The sequence below is a fragment of the Desulfovibrio faecalis genome (assembly GCF_053570625.1).
In genome coordinates, this window is sequence record NZ_JBRBQR010000001.1 from 1,439,340 (window position 1) to 1,458,139 (window position 18,800).

Below are 18,800 nucleotides of genomic sequence, written 5' to 3' on the forward strand. Positions count from 1 at the left end.
GGGCGGCAGTCATTGCTGGGGCCTTTATGCTGGCATTACAATCATCGGGCGAGGTCATATGGAAGTCAGTTTTGTTCATTATCTGGGCATGTTTCTGGTGGTTGGCATTACCCTTGGATACTCAATTTATTCCGCGCGCAGCGTAAAATCTGCGGACGGATTCAGCCTTGTAGGCCGCGCCGCTTCTTCTCCTCTGGTGGCGGGCGGTATCGTGGGCGTTATCATCGGCGGCGGCGCTACGGTGGGTACAGCGCAGTTGGCGTATCAGGCTGGTCTTTGCGCCTGGTCGTATTCTCTTGGTGCGGGTTTGGGGTTTTTGGTGCAGGGCATTTTTTACGCCCGCGCCCTGCGGCGCACCAATCTTGAAACCGTTCCCGAATTTTTTGGTCTGCATTATGGCAAATACGCCGGCCCGGTTATCAGCATATGCGGCACCTTGAGCATGCTGTGCGGCTGTGTGGCCGGCGTTATTGCGGGTATAAACATTCTGTCTGCAATCCTTAAAATCAGCCCGCTTGCGGCAACCATTCTACTTGCGGCGCTTGTGCTCATGACGGTGTTTTTCAGCGGCCAGAAAGGCAGCAGCGTTACTGGCATTATAAAAATGAGCGTACTGTGGGTGGGCCTGCTGGTAGGCAGCGCGGTGGCTGTGGTATCTCTGTACGAACTTCCTGATTTTTCCACGGTATTTCCGCAAGAGCCTTGGCTGAATCTTTTCAGCACCGGTACCGGGCAGGTGCTCGGCAACATATTCTCCACGGTGGTGGGCATCTGCTGCTCGCAGAACTATATTCAGGCCCTGTACTCGGCCAGTGACGCCCGCACGGCTTCTCGCGGCGCCATCATGGCTGGCCTGGTGGTCATACCCGTTGGTTTGCCCATTGTGGCCATTGGCATGTTCATGCATGCGCAAAATCCGGCATTGCCCCCCATTTTGGCATTGCCTACGTTTTTCTTCACCTATTTGCCCGACTGGTTTGGCGGCATAGCCATCTCGGGGGTGCTGCTGGCCATCATCGGTTCTACCGCAGGGCAGGCTTTGGGCATTGGGACCATGATTTCGCGGGATTTTGTGGGCAACGTGTTCAAGGTTACATCGAGCGAGGGGATTCTGAAGGCCAACCGGATTACCCTTGTCATAGTGACCACGATTTTTTCGACTCTGGCCTATACGTATCTTCATTCCACCGTGCTGTACTGGAATTTCTTCTCCTTCCTGCTGCGCGGCGGCGGTGTTTTTGTGCCGCTGACACTGGCGATTTTCAAGCCCGGCTGGCTCTCGCCTTTCTGGGCTCTGACCTCCATCATTTGCAGCACCACGGCAGCCATTGTTGCCAAGCTGGCTTTCAACGTGAGCCAGCCGCTGTTCCTTGCCCTGGGCATCAGCCTTGCCATTGTGGCCTTGGGGGTTGTGGTCTTTGGCAGGAGCTACCGGGCTGTCTACATTAACGCGCAGGCCGAAAAGCAGACCGACCCTGTGTAACAGGGCAGCGGCGAAAAGTTGCAGAGGCAGAATTTGTAGTCTGGATGCGTCATACCGCTGTGACTAGTGCCGACAACACTGCGGGGAGTCCAACGTGCGGCTTTGGAATGCCAAGGGCCGCGTAAACAACCTGTTGTGTTTTTAAACAGATCTGCCCTCACGAGGCGGCTTGCATTCAAAGGCGCGTTATGCCCGAGCATGCAGGCCGCTTTTTTGTCTTTATCAACCTCTTTGGGGCAATCCGACAATGAGTCTGTGTTGCCCGCGTACTGGCAATATGCTGCCAATGCCCGGCTAGAGGGGCTTAGCATCACCTCCGCCTCAAAATGCCATAAGTGGTGTCTAAACTGTTCGATCGGAAAGTATTAATCTTAGTATTCAGTTTCAGGGAGGAATAGAGCTTCGCCTAGGTGATCGCATTGACGGGTATGATTTTATCCTGTTATCAAATTATACCGGAAAGATAGATTCTTTTGTCTGTTTACTGATGTGTCCGATGCCGGGCCAGGGAATACCATGCAGGATTATGATTCAAAAAAAGCAGACCACGTATTATCAGACATCGACCTTGTTTCGCTCCAGACGCTCGGGCGCCGAAATTTTTTGATGTACTCTGGGGCGCTGGCGGCTACTCTTTGCTTGGGTGCCTTTTCCCCCTGCGAAGGTGTCGCAGACAGCGGGATGAAAAAAACAGCAGTCCCTGTTGATTATCCTATTGATTCCACCGTGGCGACAACAGTTGAGCGAACGCTTCTTTTTGCTGCCATTGAGCCAGGCCTCAAGGAGCCGGATCTGCCAAAGATATCCCAGTACAGCGTGTATGGCTATGGCAACCATACTTTTGGCCCAGGGCTTTCTGTTGTTCGGCGTACAGATCTGATAGCGCAGGGTAGTAGCACCCCCGAGGCGCAACGTCTTGTGCAGTTGGCAAGCTTTTTTTCCTTTACGGATGTGCACATCACAGACAAGGAATCCCCCAACCAGTTGATTCTCAATCAGCAGTTAAACCCCTTATTCTATTTTTCTTCGTCCATATATTCGCCGGTTATGCTGTACTCTACGCAGGTGCTGGATGCGGCCATTCAAACAGTAAACGCCTTGCATAAAAAAACGCCCTTTGATTTTGGCATATCGCTGGGCGATGTGTGCAATACCGCTCAATATAATGAGTTGCGCTGGTATATTGATGTGTTTGACGGCAAGGTTATTACACCGTGCTCTGGTGAACGCCTTGGTATGGACAGCATTGACTATCAGAGGCCCTTTAAGGCCGTTGGGCTGGATAAGTCCATACCCTGGTACCAAGCACTTGGGAACCATGACCATTTCTGGATGGGCAGCTTCCCCGTGCATGCCGACAAATCTTTGGGGCTTGCTGAGGCCTACACCTCGGGCGAAGTCATGGCGGCTGGCCTCATGTCTCTTGATAGCGGCGGTGCGCATTTCCCCTGCCTGTACGATGTGCCAGGCAGCCTGAGGACGAAAACATTTTATATGGGCCTGCTTGATGGCGCTACCGCTGACGGCGCGATTATTGGCGCAGGCCCCAGGGATGCCTATGCGACACCCCCAAAAACGGTGGCAGACCAAAGTCGCCACCCTGTAAGCATTGCCCAGTGGAAACAGGAGTTTTTTGACACAACTACAGAGCCGGCAGGGCATGGGTTCAATTTGGTGGATCCTGCGCATGGCAACGGATTTGCCTGCTACAGCTTTGTGCCGAAGGCCAAAATCCCGCTCAAAGTCATTGTGCTGGACAATACGCAATCTGAAACAGACGGTTCCCACGATATCCACGGCCACGGATTTCTGGATGCCGCGCGGCTCAAATGGCTTAAAGAGGAGCTGGCCTCCGGGCAGGCCGCTGATCTTTTGATGATAATCGCTGCCCACATTCCCCTTGGTGTTTCTGCCATTGGCACAGAGATGGAATGGTGGGAAAGCGACAAAGACCCCAATGCGGTTGAGCAGAACGCCGCATCGTTGAAGGATCTGGTCAGCATACTGTGGGATACGCCAAACCTGCTCATGTGGATGTCGGGGCATCGCCATTTCAACACGGTAAAGGCCTTCCCCTCGCCGGATGCAAGCCGCCCGGAAAAGGGTTTCTGGCAGGTGGAAACGGCGTCACTCAGGGATTTTCCGCAGCAGTTCAGAACGTTTCAGATACACCTTAACAGCGACTACACCGTATCCATTGTCACAACCAACGTAGACCCGGCGGTCGCGGAAGGAACCCCGGCGGCGAAGTCTCGCTATTATTCCATAGCTGCACAGCAGATTCTGCAAACAAACCTCACGGTTAACGCTCCCAATGCCGCAAACTACGCCCGCAGGGAGATCAGTTCCATGGATCCCAGCCGCGCCCAGAATAGCGAGGCTGATCCCACCATCCAGTGGCAGGATGTGGCCGGTTACGGGCCTTTTCCTTCGTTGCAAGATGGGCAGTACGGTTCGCCTGCATATCTCTCGAACGCATATCCATCGTACAATGCTGAATTGCTCAAGCAGCTAAGCCCGAAAATGGTGAAAGCCCTCAGAGACAGATTTTGTCGTTAAAAAAAGATAAGACTCGTGTGAGTTTCCCTTCGGGATGCAGCGGAATGTCTGGCCGAACTGCTGGTACACCGTAGACATTTTTATTGTGCATTAAGGGGCGGGAAATATTCCGCCTCTTTTTGTATGGAGTCCCCCGCTATGGTCTGCACCCCGTCAAGTAGACAGTTAATAATGCCCCAGTGGCAATGATTAGCTTCCGTAACTTTGAAAAGTTCCGCCTGCGTGCGCGCGTTTTGTGCTGCTGAAATGGCTGGGGAATTGATCTGAAACCTGTCGGAAAAACTGCCCGTCGAGAGGGCTTGCCCCTAAGCAGAAAGCCCGCCAAGCTGTTAGCTTAGCGGGTTTCTTTGAACTCTCTTGGAGTTCAAGATGGTGCCGAAGGGGAGACTGGGCACTGGCAAAACAAAGCATGTGGTAACTATCTGCTATTTTTGAAGAATAATTTTTCTCACTCGCACTTTGTGTATAACTTTGTGGCACACCCTAGTCAAGTTTTTAGGACCAGAACCGTGCCCCAAAATGCGCTTAGTAGTGATACCGGCACTGCACGATTATCAGCGTGTTCCTTTCTGAATCTACCTTGTAAACCAGCCGATGCTCATGGTCGATACGCCGTGACCAGCATCCTGTTAAGTCAAAGCGTAACGCTTCTGGCTTCCCCAGCCCGTCCGAGGGTGAGCGCATCGCATCGCGGATAAGCTCGTTAATGCGCTTCAGCTTTTTCCTGTCCACCTGTTGCCAGTAACAGTAGTCCTCCCAAGCTTGGGGCGTCCATGTTAATAACATGATCAATCCACCAAGTCATGCTGCTCCACAGAAGAACAACTCGCTAAAGAATCACGTAATCTCTGGGCATTGGCTGGTGATCTCAACAGGTGTGCGGTTTCCATGAGCCCAGAATAGTCCTCAAGCGAAATCATTACCACGGATTGTGATTTTTGGCGGGTGATAATTACAGGCTCATGTGCATCACACACTCGATCCATAGTAGCTGCAAGGTTTTGCCTTGCGTCAGAATAAGTTATGGCTTCGGGCATGGCTTGCCTCCTGTTTGTACAAATTTATGTACATATCGCTTCTCTGTCAAGTGTTGCCATTCTTAAAAATTATCTTGCTCCACATTTTTTCATAGGATTCAAATCAGGGCTCGGCGGCCAAATTCTTTCTAGGCTTGTACTTAAAAGGCTCCTTTGGCTTTTTACGTATGCTTTAGCTCCTTGCCCCAGCTCCACGATTCGATTCCTAATAGTTATCGTTGGGGATTCATTATGACCATAGTATGGGCAAATCTGCTCGTGAATACTGTGAGTTAACAGTGAGGTATCTGATGATCTCTACAGACATTTTTTTTACTAATTTAAAGTCAGCCCTGCCGCCAGTCTTTACCCGTGAGGAAGCTGCCAAGCATCTGGGAGGATTGCTTTCCGCAAAAACACTGAACAACATTGATTGTAGGGGCGAAGGCCCAGAAGTACGTATCCGGGTGGGTAAAAAGATTGGCTATGAGCGCGAGACATTTGTTCAGTGGCTACGACAATATGGTCTTCATAGGAGATGATTGAAAACATAGTGAATGAGTAGTCCTTGTAATGACAACTAGCATAGGCCGCAGCTACGCCTGCGGCCTATGTTTTTTATGAGCGCTACTATTATATGCCTAACCAAACACAATCGATCCCTTTTAATCGATAATCTACTGTTGATTAGGCGGAGGTTTTATCATGGATAATCCTAAATGTATTTACGCGGGCAACCCAGACCAAGGCAGGCCATGGATTTTTATTCCTGACACTGCAGAGGCCAAGGCAAAAGCTATTGAAGAAGGCTACTCGGCTTTCAGCACCATGAGCTTTGATTATGCACCTGAAAAAGGTAAGCCGGAGCCCACTCGCTACGGCTCCCTTTGGATGGATATCGATTGCAAGGAGGACCCAAAGCGGTCTATTTCAATAGTACAAAATATCGTATTTTACTTGGAATCTCGGTACAAAGTTAATCCTCGATCTCTGCGATATTTTCTTAGCGGGGGAAAAGGCATGCACCTTGAAATCCCAGCTGCTACTTATGGAGGGAAGGAGGGACACCCCTATCTGCCACAAATTCAAAAAGTTATGCTTACACGGACGTTTAAAATACCTCTCGCGAGTATCGATGGGGGATGCATTGATACACAACTGTATAGTGGAGGGAAAGGCAAACTGCTGCGTGCGCCCAACATTCTTCGTCCAGATGGAAAGTATAAAGTTGAAATTTCGTATGAAGAATTAATGAGCTTACCTAAAGATGAGCTGATCTTACTTACTTGTCAGCCACGAACCACCTCGATAGATACTGCCGCGCCCAACATAACAGACATGAGTTACTGGTATGATGCTGCAATGGCTATCGAAACTCTTCTGCGCCAAGGCAAGCAATCAAAGGAAGCCATTAATGCCATTTTAGAATGTTCCTTTATTGAGCATTGTTGGGAAAATCAGGCTACTCTTTCTGAGCCAGAATGGTTTAGAATGGTAGGCATTTTTATGTCCTTGGGGAATGTGGCCCGCCCTATTATTCATGAATTCAGTCTGGGTTACCCTGGATATTCTTATCAGGAAACGGAAAATAAAATTGCTCAAGCAAAATGTGCAGATCGAAAAATTACCTGTGAGTACATTCAGGAAGTGTATCAGTGTAATAGGAAATGCAATGTTCGCTCTCCTGGGGATATGTTTTTCAAAAACAAAGCCAACCGCGAAATTGTTGCAACATCATTTCAGCTTAGAGATACCGGCGTGTTCTATACGCCAAATGATGGCCAAGAAAATGATGGTATATATATTTGTAGCCCGCTCAAGATACTGGGAAAGATGAGAAATTCTAGCGGTGTTGGGTGGGCAAGACTTGTCGAATTTACGGCTCCTGACGGGCAAAGAAAGCAGTTGCCGATTAACATGAGAGACTGCACGGGACGTGGTGAATTAGTCCGCTCCATCTTATCGGACCATGGGCTCGAAATTGCCATGTACCCCAAGGCGAATAGTCTTCTTATGGAGTACATCCAATACGGTGCCCCAGAGGATAACATATATCTACAGCTAGACAAGGTCGGCTGGCATGAGGCCACATACGTTTTGCCAGACGAGCAGTACGGAGCATCTTTATCCGAAAAAATCTATCTCGCTGAAACCACAGATACTCTGCACAACATTAGTGGGGATCTACAATTATGGCAGGAGCGCATAGGTAAGCTGTGCGCGGGAAATTCCTTGTTAGTGCTAGCAACCAGTTATGCCTTGACAGGACCACTCCTTCGTCCATGTGACATGGAAGGTGGGGGGCTGCATATCTATGGGGCATCGTCGACCGGTAAAACAACGCTAGCTCTTGTTGCAGGCAGCGTGTGCGGTGGAGGTGGAAATCGTGGGTATTTGCGCCAGTGGCGTAGTACTCACAATGCTCTTGAACACACAGCGGCCATGCATAATGACAACCTGTTGGTTCTTGATGAGGTCGGTCAGGCAACGGCAGAAGTTGTCAGTCAAGTGGCTTATATGCTTCCCAACGGTCAAGGAAGATCTCGTATGCGTGCTGATGCCTCGCTACGTAATGCATTGACCTGGAGATTAAATTTTCTTTCCACGGGTGAGCTTACAATCAATGACAAAATTGAAGAGTCAGGCAAGCAGCGCGCCATGGCAGGACAGGCAGTGAGAATTATTGATTTGCCAATCGACGGAGGCACAGGTGAAAACATGTTTGCTAATCTGCATGAGCATGCTGATCCGGCATCATTAAGTGTCGCCCTTGCAGATGTGTGTAGTAATAGTTACGGAACGGCTTTAAGAGCATTTATAGCCAAGTATTGTGAAGGAAGTGAGCAGAACCAAGAGAGCTTGCTTAAAAAAATAGATGAATTCGTTTCGTTAAACGTATCCTCTGATGCTTCTGGGCAAGTTAGGCGGGTCGCCCGTAAGTTTGGACTCATTGCTAGTGCAGGTGAAGCAGCAATTGAGTGGGGCATCCTTCCCTTTAGTAAAGGAGAAGCCTATGCATCCGCCCAGCGATGGTTCAAGATTTGGTTGGAGCAACGTGGTGGTTCTGGCGACTTGGAAATGGCCAAGGTGCTTAAACGCATTCAGGATCATTTTGCTCTCAATCAGTCTCAGTATGTACGATGGGATCGGCATGCAAGTCTCGTGGATAACAATTTAAGTCAACCTAACATGTGGGGCTACCGCATAAAAGATGGTGGGGAAGAGCTGTTTATTATGCTGACTCCTAGAGTTGATGAAATAGCAAGGGGCGTGAACCGCAAATCTCTGTTGGGAATATTAAAAGCTAAAGGCTGGGTAGTTTGTGATGCATCAGGGAAGGTGAGAGAGACGCATAGCATTGGAGGAAAGAATAAGCGTGGAATTGCTTTTATTCCTGCGCGTTGGGATGAGGTGTCAAAAAGTGACAGCTCAAGTCTTAGCTTATAAATTCTGTGCGTCGTGTGCGTCAAAGACTACAGCGGCGTCTCTATAATGCCTGAAAACTCGGCCATAGAGACGCCGCACAGCTCGCACAGCACGCACACCTGTTTTTTTGACTTCGCAAAAAATCATGTTCGATGTAACAAAAAAAATAACTGCGATTGCAAAAACAAAAAAATCACTGTGCGACATGTGCGCCGTGCGACGACACTGAGAGGCCGAGATTCTCGGCCATTCAAACCATACTACTCGCACAGTGCTCGCACAATCCGCACAGCTGTTATGCCACCGGTGTAGCCCATGACTGCCACAATGGGGTAAAAATCTCTTCGGGCACATATGTAACGTCGGTGCACCACAATTGAGCCCGTTTGTCAGCAAACTATCTAGTATGTGGGTGAATTATCAAAGCAGGTCAGACTTAAAAAATAAAAACCGAAATAAATATATCTAGATGGGGCAAGAAAAAAATCTAGCGGCATTCCAGCTTTGGGAGCAGGAAGTCGCTGGTTCGAATCCAGTCGCTCCGACCATATATCCAAATAAAAGGGATAGTTAGACGAAAGTCCGACTATCCCTTTCTTGCGTGGGATGGGATCGCCAAAAGTGGCGTGTGGCAGAATTTCTCAGAAAATTCCTATAACTATACGATATATATTAAAATTTATCGCGCCACATAGCCACAAGTTGAAAAGTTGCATCGGCGATACAAATACTTGCGGACATGGGATCGTTTGGCGCGTGATTTGGCGTGTGTTGAATGTCAGAATTCCTATCAAGTGTGTCAGTAGGGAGGTGCTTGTCTAACAGAGTCGACTTTCAGATCAACTCAAAACTAGTACAATTGAATACATCCATCCCCTTTCGCAGTCTAGATCCAAATTAACTATCTAGTTCAGACTATCCAAAGAAGCAGCCATATGCATTCTCGTGAACCAGTTTCAGAAATTCTTCAAGAGACCGAAGAGAAGGGCATGGTTCATAGAGAGTCCATTTTCCATTACCCCTCATCCAGTAGACCTTCCAATTCTTCTGAGCGTTGACATAACTCGCTTTGGCAATCGGGCTTTGGATCTTTTCTGATGGTTCCATGAAGTGAGGACGAATCTCGTATAGCTCTACTTTCTGCTTCTTGGGATCAACCTCATATCCCCATTTCAGCTTGTCATGGAGATGCGGTGGCGGTCCCTGTTCTTGGCAGAAGTCCTGGAGAAGCTTCTCGTATCGGTGTTGTTCGAATTTACTGATTGCCATTGCTTGTTTCCTATGCCTGATCCAGCAGTTCCCTGACTTTGGTGGCTTGGATGAATTTTGCTGGATTGTCCTGGCTATCGGCAAGAACGGCGAAGTGCTCTTTACCGCACTTGATCTTTGCACCTTCCTTGTGGCGTAGGTCGTCCCACCAGAGGCTCCCCTTGGTTTCAACGACGAAGTAGAGCTTTTCCTTACCTTCGTCCTCGACCAGAACAGCCCAGTCTGGATTGTAGGTTCCAAGCGGTGTTGGAACCTTGAACCAGCCGGGAAGCTTGGCATAGACCTTTACTGCTTCATTCTTTTCCAAGCCTTGAGCGAATCCCTTTTCCACGCCAGCTGAATCGTACACAATTCTGTCGTAGACAGACTTTTCAGACTCCATGGTATTCTTGAGATAGCCGGTCAGCTCCTCTTTCTCGAAAAGCTCCTGTGCATAGAAGAACTCGTCACCGATGCGGCGATACTTTATTCCGTCAACCAGAGCCATCCGCTTAGTTCTGGTTATCGCCTCAGTCGCCAGCTGAATGAATTCCTGGGGATTACGCTTGAAATCGTTCAAGCGGCGGCTTGCGATGAGAATTCTCACGATACTTTTACGGGTGAGTTGCGTCTTGTCTTGAAGGTCAGTCAGAATATCCGGCAGCTCAATGTCCGTCTCGTTGACAGTGGTGTAGCCAGAAACACTTGTTTCTTTTGCCTCTACTCCAGCTTTACCAATGGCGAGATTAGCGTTTCTGAACTGTGCCCGTGTTTTGCTGATTGCAGGGCCAGTTTCAATTGCCTTGGCGCAATCCTGAATCAGCTTCTCGTTGTCGAAGTCAACGCGATAAGTCGTCTTATGTTTGATTCGATTCCATAGCTCTTTGAACTCAGGGCTCAGGAAGCGTTCTTTGTTGGGTTTGATCATAACACGCTCATCAGCGTTTTTGACTTCCAAGCGACCAGAGAGCTTGTGGAGGATGGCTTTGATCTCTGTCTTCTGCTCATCGAACTCTTTTGGCAGAATAAGCGTGTTTTCTTTCAGCGCAGTCCTGAGCGAGTCTTGAACCTTGCCTTTCTTGTCTAGGAAATCATTATCTTTCAGAAACTCCCAAATTTTCTCTGATTGTTGCACGCCGAGGGGTTTGGTCTCCCCATTCTTATCTGTCACTGCGATGGTGGCAAACTGGTGCTTTTCGACGATTCCGAACCGGATTCCTGTATCGGCTTCAATTTCCTTCTGTAGCGTTTCAGCAAAGTGCTCGTAGCTCTCGTTGGCAATAACTGTCAGCGTGTTTGTGTCGAACCCACGAAGGCGTTGGCCCTTCTGGTTTACGCAGAGTCTCAAGCCTCGCCCGATGGATTGCCGTCTAGCCAGTTCCGTTCCGATGTCCCGTAGTACGCAAATCTGAAATACGTTGGGATTGTCCCATCCTTCGCGTAGGGCAGAGTGGGAAAAGATAAATTTCAGCTTGGATTCAAAGCTGAGGAGCTTTTCCTTCTCACGCATGATGAGGCTATATGCGCGTTCAGCGTTGTCTCTGTTTGTCTGATTGTTATCTTCTGTTTCAGTCCAGGAGCCTTTCTTGTCGATAGAGAAGTAACCGTTATGGACCTCGTTGACTTCCACATCCAAATCAAGCCCTTCGAAGAGAGTCTGGTAATCGTAATCCTTGGCTAGTTTGCGGTATTCCTCCTCAAACATGGTGGCGTATTTGCCCTTCACCCAATTCCCGTCTTGATCGTACTGGCGGTAGTATTCCACGCTGTCGATGAAGAAGAGGCTGAGTACCTTGACGCCGAGTCCTAACGCGGCAAAACGTTTTTCCTTGTCCAGGTGTTCCTTGATGGTGCGGTGGATCATGAGCCGCTTCAAGTCGTCCTGGCTCACTCCTCCGTGCTCGTCCCCAGGAGTCAGCACTTTTTCCCCATTGGGGAACTTCAGCTCGATGGACTGGTTGCCCTTGCCGCAAGTGATGGTGCCTATGCGGTAATTCTCATAGATGGCCCGTCCGGTCTCCTGCTCTAGGTCATCCCCATCCTGAACGGTAATGATTCTCGGAGTGATATTTCCACCTTGCTGGATATGCGCTTCAATCTTGGCAGATATGGTGCCACGTCTATTCTCAGTGGATATGAGCTTCACATAGGGCTTGTTGTGTCCACCATCGACCTCTAAGGCCGCGACTTCGATCTGCTTGACCAGCCCTTTGTCATATGCATCCACCGCGTCCAGGCGATAGACCATGTGGTGCTTGTCTATGTGGGTAGCAGAATATCGGAGCGTACAAAGAGGGTTCATTGCCTCGATTGCTTTTTTGCCTTGACCGGTTAAACCGCCATCAACACTCTGAGGCTCGTCTACAATGACGATGGGGTGGGTCGCACGAACGAGGTCAATGGGCTTCTCGCCTCCGGTCTTTTCGCTCTCCTTGTAGAGGTTGTTCACGTCTTTTTTGTTTATGGCTCCGACTGTGAACACCATGATCTGAATATTGGGACTCGTAGCGTAGTTCCTCACTTGTCCCATCTCGGATGAGTCGTATTGGAAGTATTCATATCCCTTTGCTTCAGGGTAGAGAGCTTCAAAATGGTCGCGTGTGATCTGAAGAGTTTTGTACACACCTTCTTTAATGGCGACAGAAGGAACAACAATGACGAACTTGGTGAACCCGTATCGCTTGTTCAGCTCGAATATCGTACGCAGATAGACGTAGGTTTTTCCCGTTCCTGTCTCCATCTCAACGGTAAAGTCGCCGCTGCTCAGAGACTCAGATGGACGCAGTCCGTTCTTGAGCTGAATTTCCTTCAGGTTTTCCTGAAGCTCATCATCTAGGAGTTGAAGGCGGTTGCCTATGCCTAGGTCAGATTCAACCATGCCATGCGCGTACGTCTTCGAAACTGTAAACGCAGTGCGGCTGATGTCCTGTCCTTGGAAAATGCCAACAACGGAGTCAATGGCAGCAAGCTGATAGTCGAGATTGTCTTCAAAGTGGAGCTTCATGGTCATTGCTCCCATTACAGGCTGCGGACGTGCTTGATGCAGCCTTGTTCCAAGATGGCGGTGATATTGGTCTTGGCAACATCGTTTTCAAAGGCGCTGTCTCGGAACACGACCTGCGTTTCGCTCATCGGATCAAGCTCCATGTGCCATGCGATGATGACTTGAGCCAACGCTTCTATTTGGTCACGCTCGATTTTCTTGTCGAGACACACAAAGAGGGTTCCGTATCCGATGCTGTAGACGGTCTTTCCTGAGATGTCCTTTTCCTCAATGGGGACAGTCAGCTCAACGCCGCGCTTGAGAAGCAGCTCATAGAGTACATCTTGTTCGCTTCTGCCTGGAACAAGGTGTTCGGTATGCCCTATTAGAGTCTGCTCAAGGTCTGACTTGTCCGGATTCCAGGCTACGATATTGCTGCTGGCGAGTTTGAATACTTTAAAGCCAAGGTCTCCTGAATAGTCAGGGGTATCATTCTTAATCTGCTTTACAGTTCGTTTAATTCGTTCCCGTCCAATCTCAGCAATATGCTTAAAACCAGCTTTAGCAGCATCAGAATCTTCATCAATAAGTTCAGGCAACTGTACCATGATGTAGCGAACTGCAACCTTGCTCTTCATAGCATAGTTTAAGACAGCGTGCGCGCTGCTAGAGGACCCTGCAAAAAAATCTAACACGAGATCATTGTTGCCAATACATGCAAGATTCATCATGTATTCTATCAGGCGAGTTGGCTTTGGTGTATCGAAAATATCCTCACCAAAGAGCTTGAGTATTTCATATTTGGCTTGTCGATTATGGCCTGTTTTCTCAAGGTCAATCCACAAGCTAGACGGGGGAAGTCCTTTCTGGTCAGCAAGGTATGTTCTTCTGCGAATTCCTGTTTCCGTGTCATTGAATCTAATCTCTCCTGATTCCATCTTTTCCTTCATTGCTGCTTTTGACCAACGCCAACCATTTTTTGGCGATTTAATGGTATTGCCAGAAGGGGAGACTAGGTCATAAATTAGATTTTCACGAAAGTTTGGAGAGTTGAGTGGGTTTCCGTCAAAATATGGACCACGTGGATCATTGTCTGGATTCTTGAAATGAGACTGCTTTGATTCATCAAATACGCGAGCAGGGAGCCAATCAGCACTTTTTGCATAAACAACTATGTGATTATGGTCAGTTGAAAATCTTTTTGCGTCATTATTGCTATTGTCTTTCGATCGCCAAACAACATTCGCGACGAGATTGTTCTCTCCGAAGACCTCGTCGCAGATTTTTCGTAGATTCGGCTGCTCAGCGTCGTCAATACTAATAAACAGGACACCGTCGTAACGTAGTAAGTTTTTGGCCAGCTTAATCCTTGGGTACATCATGTTGAGCCAGTTCGTATGAAATCTTCCAGAGCTTTCTGTATTTGAACTGACTTTAAGACCCTCGTCACTTTTTTGTCCAGTATATTTTAAATACGTATCTAAGTTGTCTTGGAAGTTGTCTGGATAGATAAAATCTTTTCCGGTATTGTATGGAGGGTCGATGTAAATCATTTTGACCTTTCCAGAATAACTTTTTTGTAACACTTTTAATACTTCAAGGTTGTCACCCTCTATAAACAAATTTTGTGTTGTGTCCCAATCAATACTTTCTTCAAAACATGGGCGCAAAGTGCCCATGGAAGGCTCCATGGCAATCTGTCGAGATTTCATTTTTCCAAACCAGTTCAGTCCAAACTTCTCTTCGCTCTCGGAAACTTCATCGCCAAGGAGTTGCTTCAGCACTTCAAAGTCGACCCCCTCTTCCGTAAGGGCTTCCGGGAAAAGATTTTTAAGGGCCTTCAAGTTCTCATTAACCACGTTCAGGCTCATGCCATCCTGCTCAGTCAGTTTCTCCATGGGGATATTCCTCAAATCTCAGCTTTGATCACGTCTATGCGATCCTTGATTTGTTTGCTTTTGGTATTCAACTGCACCTGGTTGCCCAAGTTCTTTTCATGTTTGAGCTTGTTTCGAAGCTCCGTCAATTCCCGCTCCAGGCGTTCCAGTTCTTTCAGAGCCTCGCCACGATCCACGCCTTCTCTGTGCTCAGAAGGAGCCAGTGAATATGCACCAGTATAGACCGCGCAGTTATAGGCAGTAATGTGCTCAGCAATATCTTGGTAGAACTGGAAGAAATCTTGAAAGGACAAGTTTTTGATCTGGAAGTCATCTAAGAAGCTACTTTGCCAATCCTCAGGCGATTCAAGCGAGATCCATCCTGTGTCGTGATAGGACTCAACCACCATCTTGTTGCTGTTGGCGCGGTTGATCCGTTTCATGCTCACGTTGAGGGCAATGCTGGAGTCATAGGAAAAAACGATAACCACAGGGTATGGAATCGCTTTCTGAATGACCGCGGCAATTCGTGAATGGCGCTCATCAGACGAGAGTGTGACCTGGATTAGAGCGACTTCAAGATACTCATGGGTATCATCCTCAAAACTCTGAATATTTATGGTAGAAGGCTTGAGGGTGTATTTCCATTCGATGGATTCTATGTCTTCCTTGAACGCTTTCTTCTCCGTAGCGTTGAGCTGCCCGTTTTCGTAGAAGTGTTTTTTGAACAGCCTTTTTCCGAGGTAACAGGGCTCTGGAACGGCAAGATTGCTGTAGAAGTTTTCTATGGTAGCTGGAAAGTCCATCACGCCCCCACAATCAGGTAGCTGACCACTTCAAAGTCATCCATCCCATGGAAGCTCTCTTTGGTCAGATTGGTACCGCCACGGGAGAACAGGCTTTCCACCCCTTTCTCTTCGGACTTACCGACAATACCATTCACCGCCTGTTCAAGAAGGTTGCGATAATGGCTCATATCCCTGCCGTTCTTGGTCTGGGAGTTCATTCGAGCTATGGCGTCCTGATCCGTCTCAGTGCGTCCCATGGATTGCTTCTTCAGAACGTCCAGCACCTTCTTGGCTTGAGTGTACCCGAATCGGACCTCGCCGTTATCCGTGACATAGGCGAGATAATGAGGTGCCAAGGCGTAGTCCTCTTCGTCCATACTCTTGCCAATGTTCTTCAGGCAGAATACAACCCCCGGCTCCAGTCCATCTTCCTGAAGATCGGCATCCAGGCTTGTCACTGCGTACAATCCAGTAGGTGCTTTCTCCAGCGAATCAGCGTGGCCCTTCATGTACGCAGAGAGGTCCATCTTGAAGTCATTCAGGGTCATGTCGGTGATGGATACGCCGCCGGAAATATCTTCCAGATCAACCACCGTCTCCTGGAGCTGCTGGAGCTGCTTGCGCCGATACTCCAGGTCGTTCATGCGGGTCACGTTGTCCTGCTCGATGACGTTTTCTTCACCGGTGGCAGAGATGTCGAGAAGGACCATGCGTCCACTGACTCGTGCTTCCAGGTTGATATACTCGTCAAGCTCCATGTTGGGCCAGTAATTGACGAGCTGGATTTTCTTGTTCTTGGAACCAAGCCGGTCAATGCGCCCGAACCTTTGGATGATCCGCACAGGGTTCCAGTGGATGTCATAATTCACCAGCCAATCGCAGTCCTGAAGGTTTTGTCCTTCGGAGATACAGTCAGTGGCAATCAACAGGTCGATTTCATCCGTAACTTCGGCATTGATTTTGTCGCGCTCTTTCGAGACAGGAGAAAAAGCGGAAAGCAGGGCATCGAATTCGCATCGCATAGTCTTCAGGTTGCACTTGTTCGAACCGCCGCCGGTGATGAGGGCTGTATTCAGTTTCAGGTCCTTCTCTGCCCAAGGAGCGATGTGATCATAGAGGTAGTTTGCGGTATCAGCAAAGGCGGTGAAAATGATGACCTTCTTGTTCCCCGTATTGATCGGCTCATCCCGCTTGAACTTGATAAGCTCTCTGAGACTCTTCAGTTTAGCATCTCTTTCTGCTGTGACCTTGCGTGATTCGTCGAGGAGGTATTTTAACTTCTCTCTGTCTTCTTCCAAGTCCTGCTTCCAGCGAACCTGATCCATGTCCTTGATGAGAACCTTGACCTTTCTGCCGATCAGGAAATCCTCGAACTCAGGGGAATCCACCTCAATGTCTTCGATGCCGACTTCCTCAATCTCTTCGCCATTATGGTTTTCAAGCTTCTCAAGAAGCTTTTGGACTTCATTCAAAAGCTTTTCCAAAGTCATGCCGAAGGAGTTGATCGAGCTTTCCATTCGCTTGAGGAGATTGACACGCATGAGGTGGATCAAGCTCTGTTCGCGGTCCACCTGACGGAACACGGATTTCCCGTCTTTCACAAGGATGTCGTACTTGCGGTCATATTCCGTGCGCTTCTCCATGCGGACATACTTCAGGGGAGAATACGCGCTGAGGTTCAGCTTTCGAATAGTCCGGTTGATCTCCTTGAGAGAAGGAAACTCTCCATCAAGATCAATGTCTTCCTTGATGTTCATAGGCTTGAGGCGTTCAGGAAATTCACCGACTTCGGCGATATTGTAATACTTCTGGATATGCTTGCGGGACCGCGCAATGGTGAGCATATCGAGGAGCTTGAAATAATCGAAGTTGAGTGCGTCAAGCAGACCCTCGGTTGTCCGATCCTTCTCATCCAGTCTGAGCCATTGATTAAATTTGGTCTGGGCCTTACGAAGAGTCTCCTCAATGCTGGCAATGCCATACTCTTTGTATGCGAGGTCCAGCCCTTCAGTAATGAACGCCACCTGATTCTTGAGGTCGTTCATCCTGTTATTTACCGGAGTAGCGGAAAGCATGAGCACCTTTGTCTTCACGCCTGAACGGATGATCTCGTCCATGAGGCGGGAATATCTGGTCAGCCCCTTATCGGACTTGGTGACGTTCCTGAAGTTGTGGGATTCGTCGATGACAACAAGGTCATAGTTGCCCCAATTCAGCGTCTCCAGATTGATCTCACCAGATTTGCCAGTGAGCCGAGTAAGGTCTGTGTGGTTCAGAATATCATAATTGAAACGATCCTTGGCGAGTAGGTTCCGCTTATCGTTGATCGTGTAGATGGACCAGTTCTCACGGAGCTTTTTCGGACAAAGGACGAGCACCCGGTCATTTCGCAGTTCGTAATATTTGATGACAGCGAGTGCTTCAAAAGTTTTACCGAGGCCCACACTGTCGGCGATGATGCAGCCGTTATACCTTTCAAGCTTATCAATTGCGCCGAGGACTCCATCCCGCTGGAATTTGTACAGCTTGTTCCAGACAACGGTATCTTTAAAGCCCGTCTTAGTCTTGATGATATTCTCTTCATCTATGTCTTCAAGGAGGTCCTGAAATGTGTGGAACAGGGTGAGAAAATAAATAAACTCAGGAGCGTTGTCTTTTGAGAGGGTTTCAAGTTGTTTGAGAAACTGATCCTTGGCATCAAATGTCACACTCTTATTGCCCCAAAGGCTATCAAACCATTCCAGAAGGGCCTTTGTACTTTCGCTATCAGTAAGGGCCATGTTCATGTGGTGTCTATCAGATTCTACATAGCCGAGTCCTTCACTTGTGAAAGAGGAACTGCCCTGAATAGCAACAGCGTCATCGGCCCCCTGCACATGGAACATATTCTGGCTAATGGTCTGGGCATTGCTTGCAGCTCTCACCTGGGCTTTCTTTTTCAGCCATCCAGCGCACTGCGTTGCAACTGCCTTTTGAAGAAGCTGATTCTTCAAGCGTGTTTCGTATCTCCCACCCGAGAGAGCAGGATGGCTTCCTTCAGTGTTAATTGAGGCATCGGAAATGATGAGTCGAGTCGCTGCTGATTTCTCAAGCTCTTTTTGCAAGCTCTGAAACGCATACAAAGAAAAAGAATCGGTGGTTACAGCCAATTCTCCATCTTTATGAAGGTGTTGCCGAAGAACATCTCCGACTTTTCCATATTTTTTGTTATCTATCAGCATTTATCCAAGCCAGCGTAGAAGTATCAATAAAAATATACAGATTGGTTACAATACGAAAAAATTCATTGCAAGTATACTCAGTAGCATCTGCAATGGCTTCTGCCCGTGTGCAGTAGCTTTTGCGATGGGCTTAACTCATTTTTTAACACCCCCCCCCAAAAAAAAATCTCTCCATGGGGGCGTTGTCGTAACAATCCCC

Annotated in this window: 11 protein-coding genes and 1 tRNA gene; 5 read left to right on the forward strand and 7 right to left on the reverse strand. The window is 48.4% G+C overall.

The window, feature by feature from the left end; all coding sequences use genetic code 11:
- Positions 1-58 precede the first annotated feature (58 nt).
- Both ACUZ79_RS06425 and ACUZ79_RS06430 read left to right on the forward strand, forming a co-directional pair.
- Positions 59-1,483: a sodium:solute symporter family protein gene (locus tag ACUZ79_RS06425; protein WP_449251033.1), complete on the forward strand. Its 1,425-nt coding sequence runs from the start codon at positions 59-61 to the stop codon at positions 1,481-1,483.
- A 681-nt stretch (positions 1,484-2,164) separates the two neighbouring features.
- The gene (locus tag ACUZ79_RS06430) at positions 2,165-4,042 is read left to right on the forward strand and encodes a TIGR03768 family metallophosphoesterase (RefSeq protein WP_449251034.1); all 1,878 of its coding nucleotides are present in this window, start codon (positions 2,165-2,167) and stop codon (positions 4,040-4,042) included.
- A 525-nt stretch (positions 4,043-4,567) separates the two neighbouring features.
- Here the strand turns inward: ACUZ79_RS06430 and ACUZ79_RS06435 are convergent.
- Together ACUZ79_RS06435 and ACUZ79_RS06440 are read right to left on the reverse strand one after the other, a co-directional pair.
- Positions 4,568-4,828 (reverse strand): Txe/YoeB family addiction module toxin, encoded by a 261-nt coding sequence (locus tag ACUZ79_RS06435; RefSeq protein WP_449251035.1) that lies wholly within the window; start codon positions 4,826-4,828, stop codon positions 4,568-4,570.
- A 2-nt stretch (positions 4,829-4,830) separates the two neighbouring features.
- Positions 4,831-5,079 carry a type II toxin-antitoxin system Phd/YefM family antitoxin gene (locus ACUZ79_RS06440; RefSeq protein ID WP_209817886.1) on the reverse strand — a complete coding sequence of 83 codons (249 nt, stop codon included), beginning with the start codon at positions 5,077-5,079 and terminating at the stop codon, positions 4,831-4,833.
- 290 nt (positions 5,080-5,369) lie between these two features.
- Here ACUZ79_RS06440 and ACUZ79_RS06445 point away from each other — a divergent pair, with 290 nt between their 5' ends.
- From ACUZ79_RS06445 to ACUZ79_RS06455, 3 genes are all read left to right on the forward strand, one after another.
- Complete coding sequence (locus ACUZ79_RS06445; protein WP_449251036.1) at positions 5,370-5,600, forward strand: hypothetical protein; 231 nt, start codon at positions 5,370-5,372, stop codon at positions 5,598-5,600.
- Positions 5,601-5,763: 163 nt separating this feature from the next.
- Complete coding sequence (locus ACUZ79_RS06450; RefSeq protein WP_449251037.1) at positions 5,764-8,505, forward strand: DUF927 domain-containing protein; 2,742 nt, start codon at positions 5,764-5,766, stop codon at positions 8,503-8,505.
- 450 nt (positions 8,506-8,955) lie between these two features.
- Positions 8,956-9,028: transfer RNA gene (locus ACUZ79_RS06455), tRNA-Pro, on the forward strand.
- A gap of 371 nt (positions 9,029-9,399) precedes the next feature.
- Here ACUZ79_RS06455 and ACUZ79_RS06460 read toward each other — a convergent pair.
- Genes ACUZ79_RS06460 through ACUZ79_RS06480 form a run of 5 tightly spaced genes read right to left on the reverse strand, consistent with a single transcriptional unit; the run spans position 9,400 to position 18,601 of the window.
- Positions 9,400-9,753 carry a DUF3024 domain-containing protein gene (locus ACUZ79_RS06460; protein ID WP_449251038.1) on the reverse strand — a complete coding sequence of 118 codons (354 nt, stop codon included), beginning with the start codon at positions 9,751-9,753 and terminating at the stop codon, positions 9,400-9,402.
- A 10-nt stretch (positions 9,754-9,763) separates the two neighbouring features.
- Positions 9,764-12,736, reverse strand: a complete 2,973-nt coding sequence (locus ACUZ79_RS06465; RefSeq protein WP_449251039.1) for a type III restriction-modification system endonuclease — start codon at positions 12,734-12,736, stop codon at positions 9,764-9,766.
- A 14-nt stretch (positions 12,737-12,750) separates the two neighbouring features.
- Entirely contained in the window at positions 12,751-14,613 is a 1,863-nt protein-coding gene (locus ACUZ79_RS06470) for a site-specific DNA-methyltransferase (RefSeq protein WP_449251040.1), read from the reverse strand.
- A gap of 11 nt (positions 14,614-14,624) precedes the next feature.
- The gene (locus ACUZ79_RS06475) at positions 14,625-15,398 is read right to left on the reverse strand and encodes a DUF4391 domain-containing protein (RefSeq protein WP_449251041.1); all 774 of its coding nucleotides are present in this window, start codon (positions 15,396-15,398) and stop codon (positions 14,625-14,627) included.
- Positions 15,398-18,601 carry a helicase-related protein gene (locus ACUZ79_RS06480; RefSeq protein WP_449251042.1) on the reverse strand — a complete coding sequence of 1,068 codons (3,204 nt, stop codon included), beginning with the start codon at positions 18,599-18,601 and terminating at the stop codon, positions 15,398-15,400. The genes ACUZ79_RS06475 and ACUZ79_RS06480 overlap by 1 nt, the downstream gene beginning before the upstream one ends.
- Between the last annotated feature and the right edge of the window lie 199 nt (positions 18,602-18,800).

Bases quoted from the DNA above. Each gene is read 5' to 3' on its own strand.
- ACUZ79_RS06425 (WP_449251033.1), top strand. From the start codon at position 59: ATGGAAGTCAGTTTTGTTCATTATCTGGGCATGTTTCTGGTGGTTGGC.
- ACUZ79_RS06430 (WP_449251034.1), top strand. From the start codon at position 2,165: ATGAAAAAAACAGCAGTCCCTGTTGATTATCCTATTGATTCCACCGTG.
- ACUZ79_RS06435 (WP_449251035.1), bottom strand. From the start codon at position 4,828: ATGTTATTAACATGGACGCCCCAAGCTTGGGAGGACTACTGTTACTGG.
- ACUZ79_RS06440 (WP_209817886.1), bottom strand. From the start codon at position 5,079: ATGCCCGAAGCCATAACTTATTCTGACGCAAGGCAAAACCTTGCAGCT.
- ACUZ79_RS06445 (WP_449251036.1), top strand. From the start codon at position 5,370: ATGATCTCTACAGACATTTTTTTTACTAATTTAAAGTCAGCCCTGCCG.
- ACUZ79_RS06450 (WP_449251037.1), top strand. From the start codon at position 5,764: ATGGATAATCCTAAATGTATTTACGCGGGCAACCCAGACCAAGGCAGG.
- ACUZ79_RS06460 (WP_449251038.1), bottom strand. From the start codon at position 9,753: ATGGCAATCAGTAAATTCGAACAACACCGATACGAGAAGCTTCTCCAG.
- ACUZ79_RS06465 (WP_449251039.1), bottom strand. From the start codon at position 12,736: ATGAAGCTCCACTTTGAAGACAATCTCGACTATCAGCTTGCTGCCATT.
- ACUZ79_RS06470 (WP_449251040.1), bottom strand. From the start codon at position 14,613: ATGGAGAAACTGACTGAGCAGGATGGCATGAGCCTGAACGTGGTTAAT.
- ACUZ79_RS06475 (WP_449251041.1), bottom strand. From the start codon at position 15,398: ATGGACTTTCCAGCTACCATAGAAAACTTCTACAGCAATCTTGCCGTT.
- ACUZ79_RS06480 (WP_449251042.1), bottom strand. From the start codon at position 18,601: ATGCTGATAGATAACAAAAAATATGGAAAAGTCGGAGATGTTCTTCGG.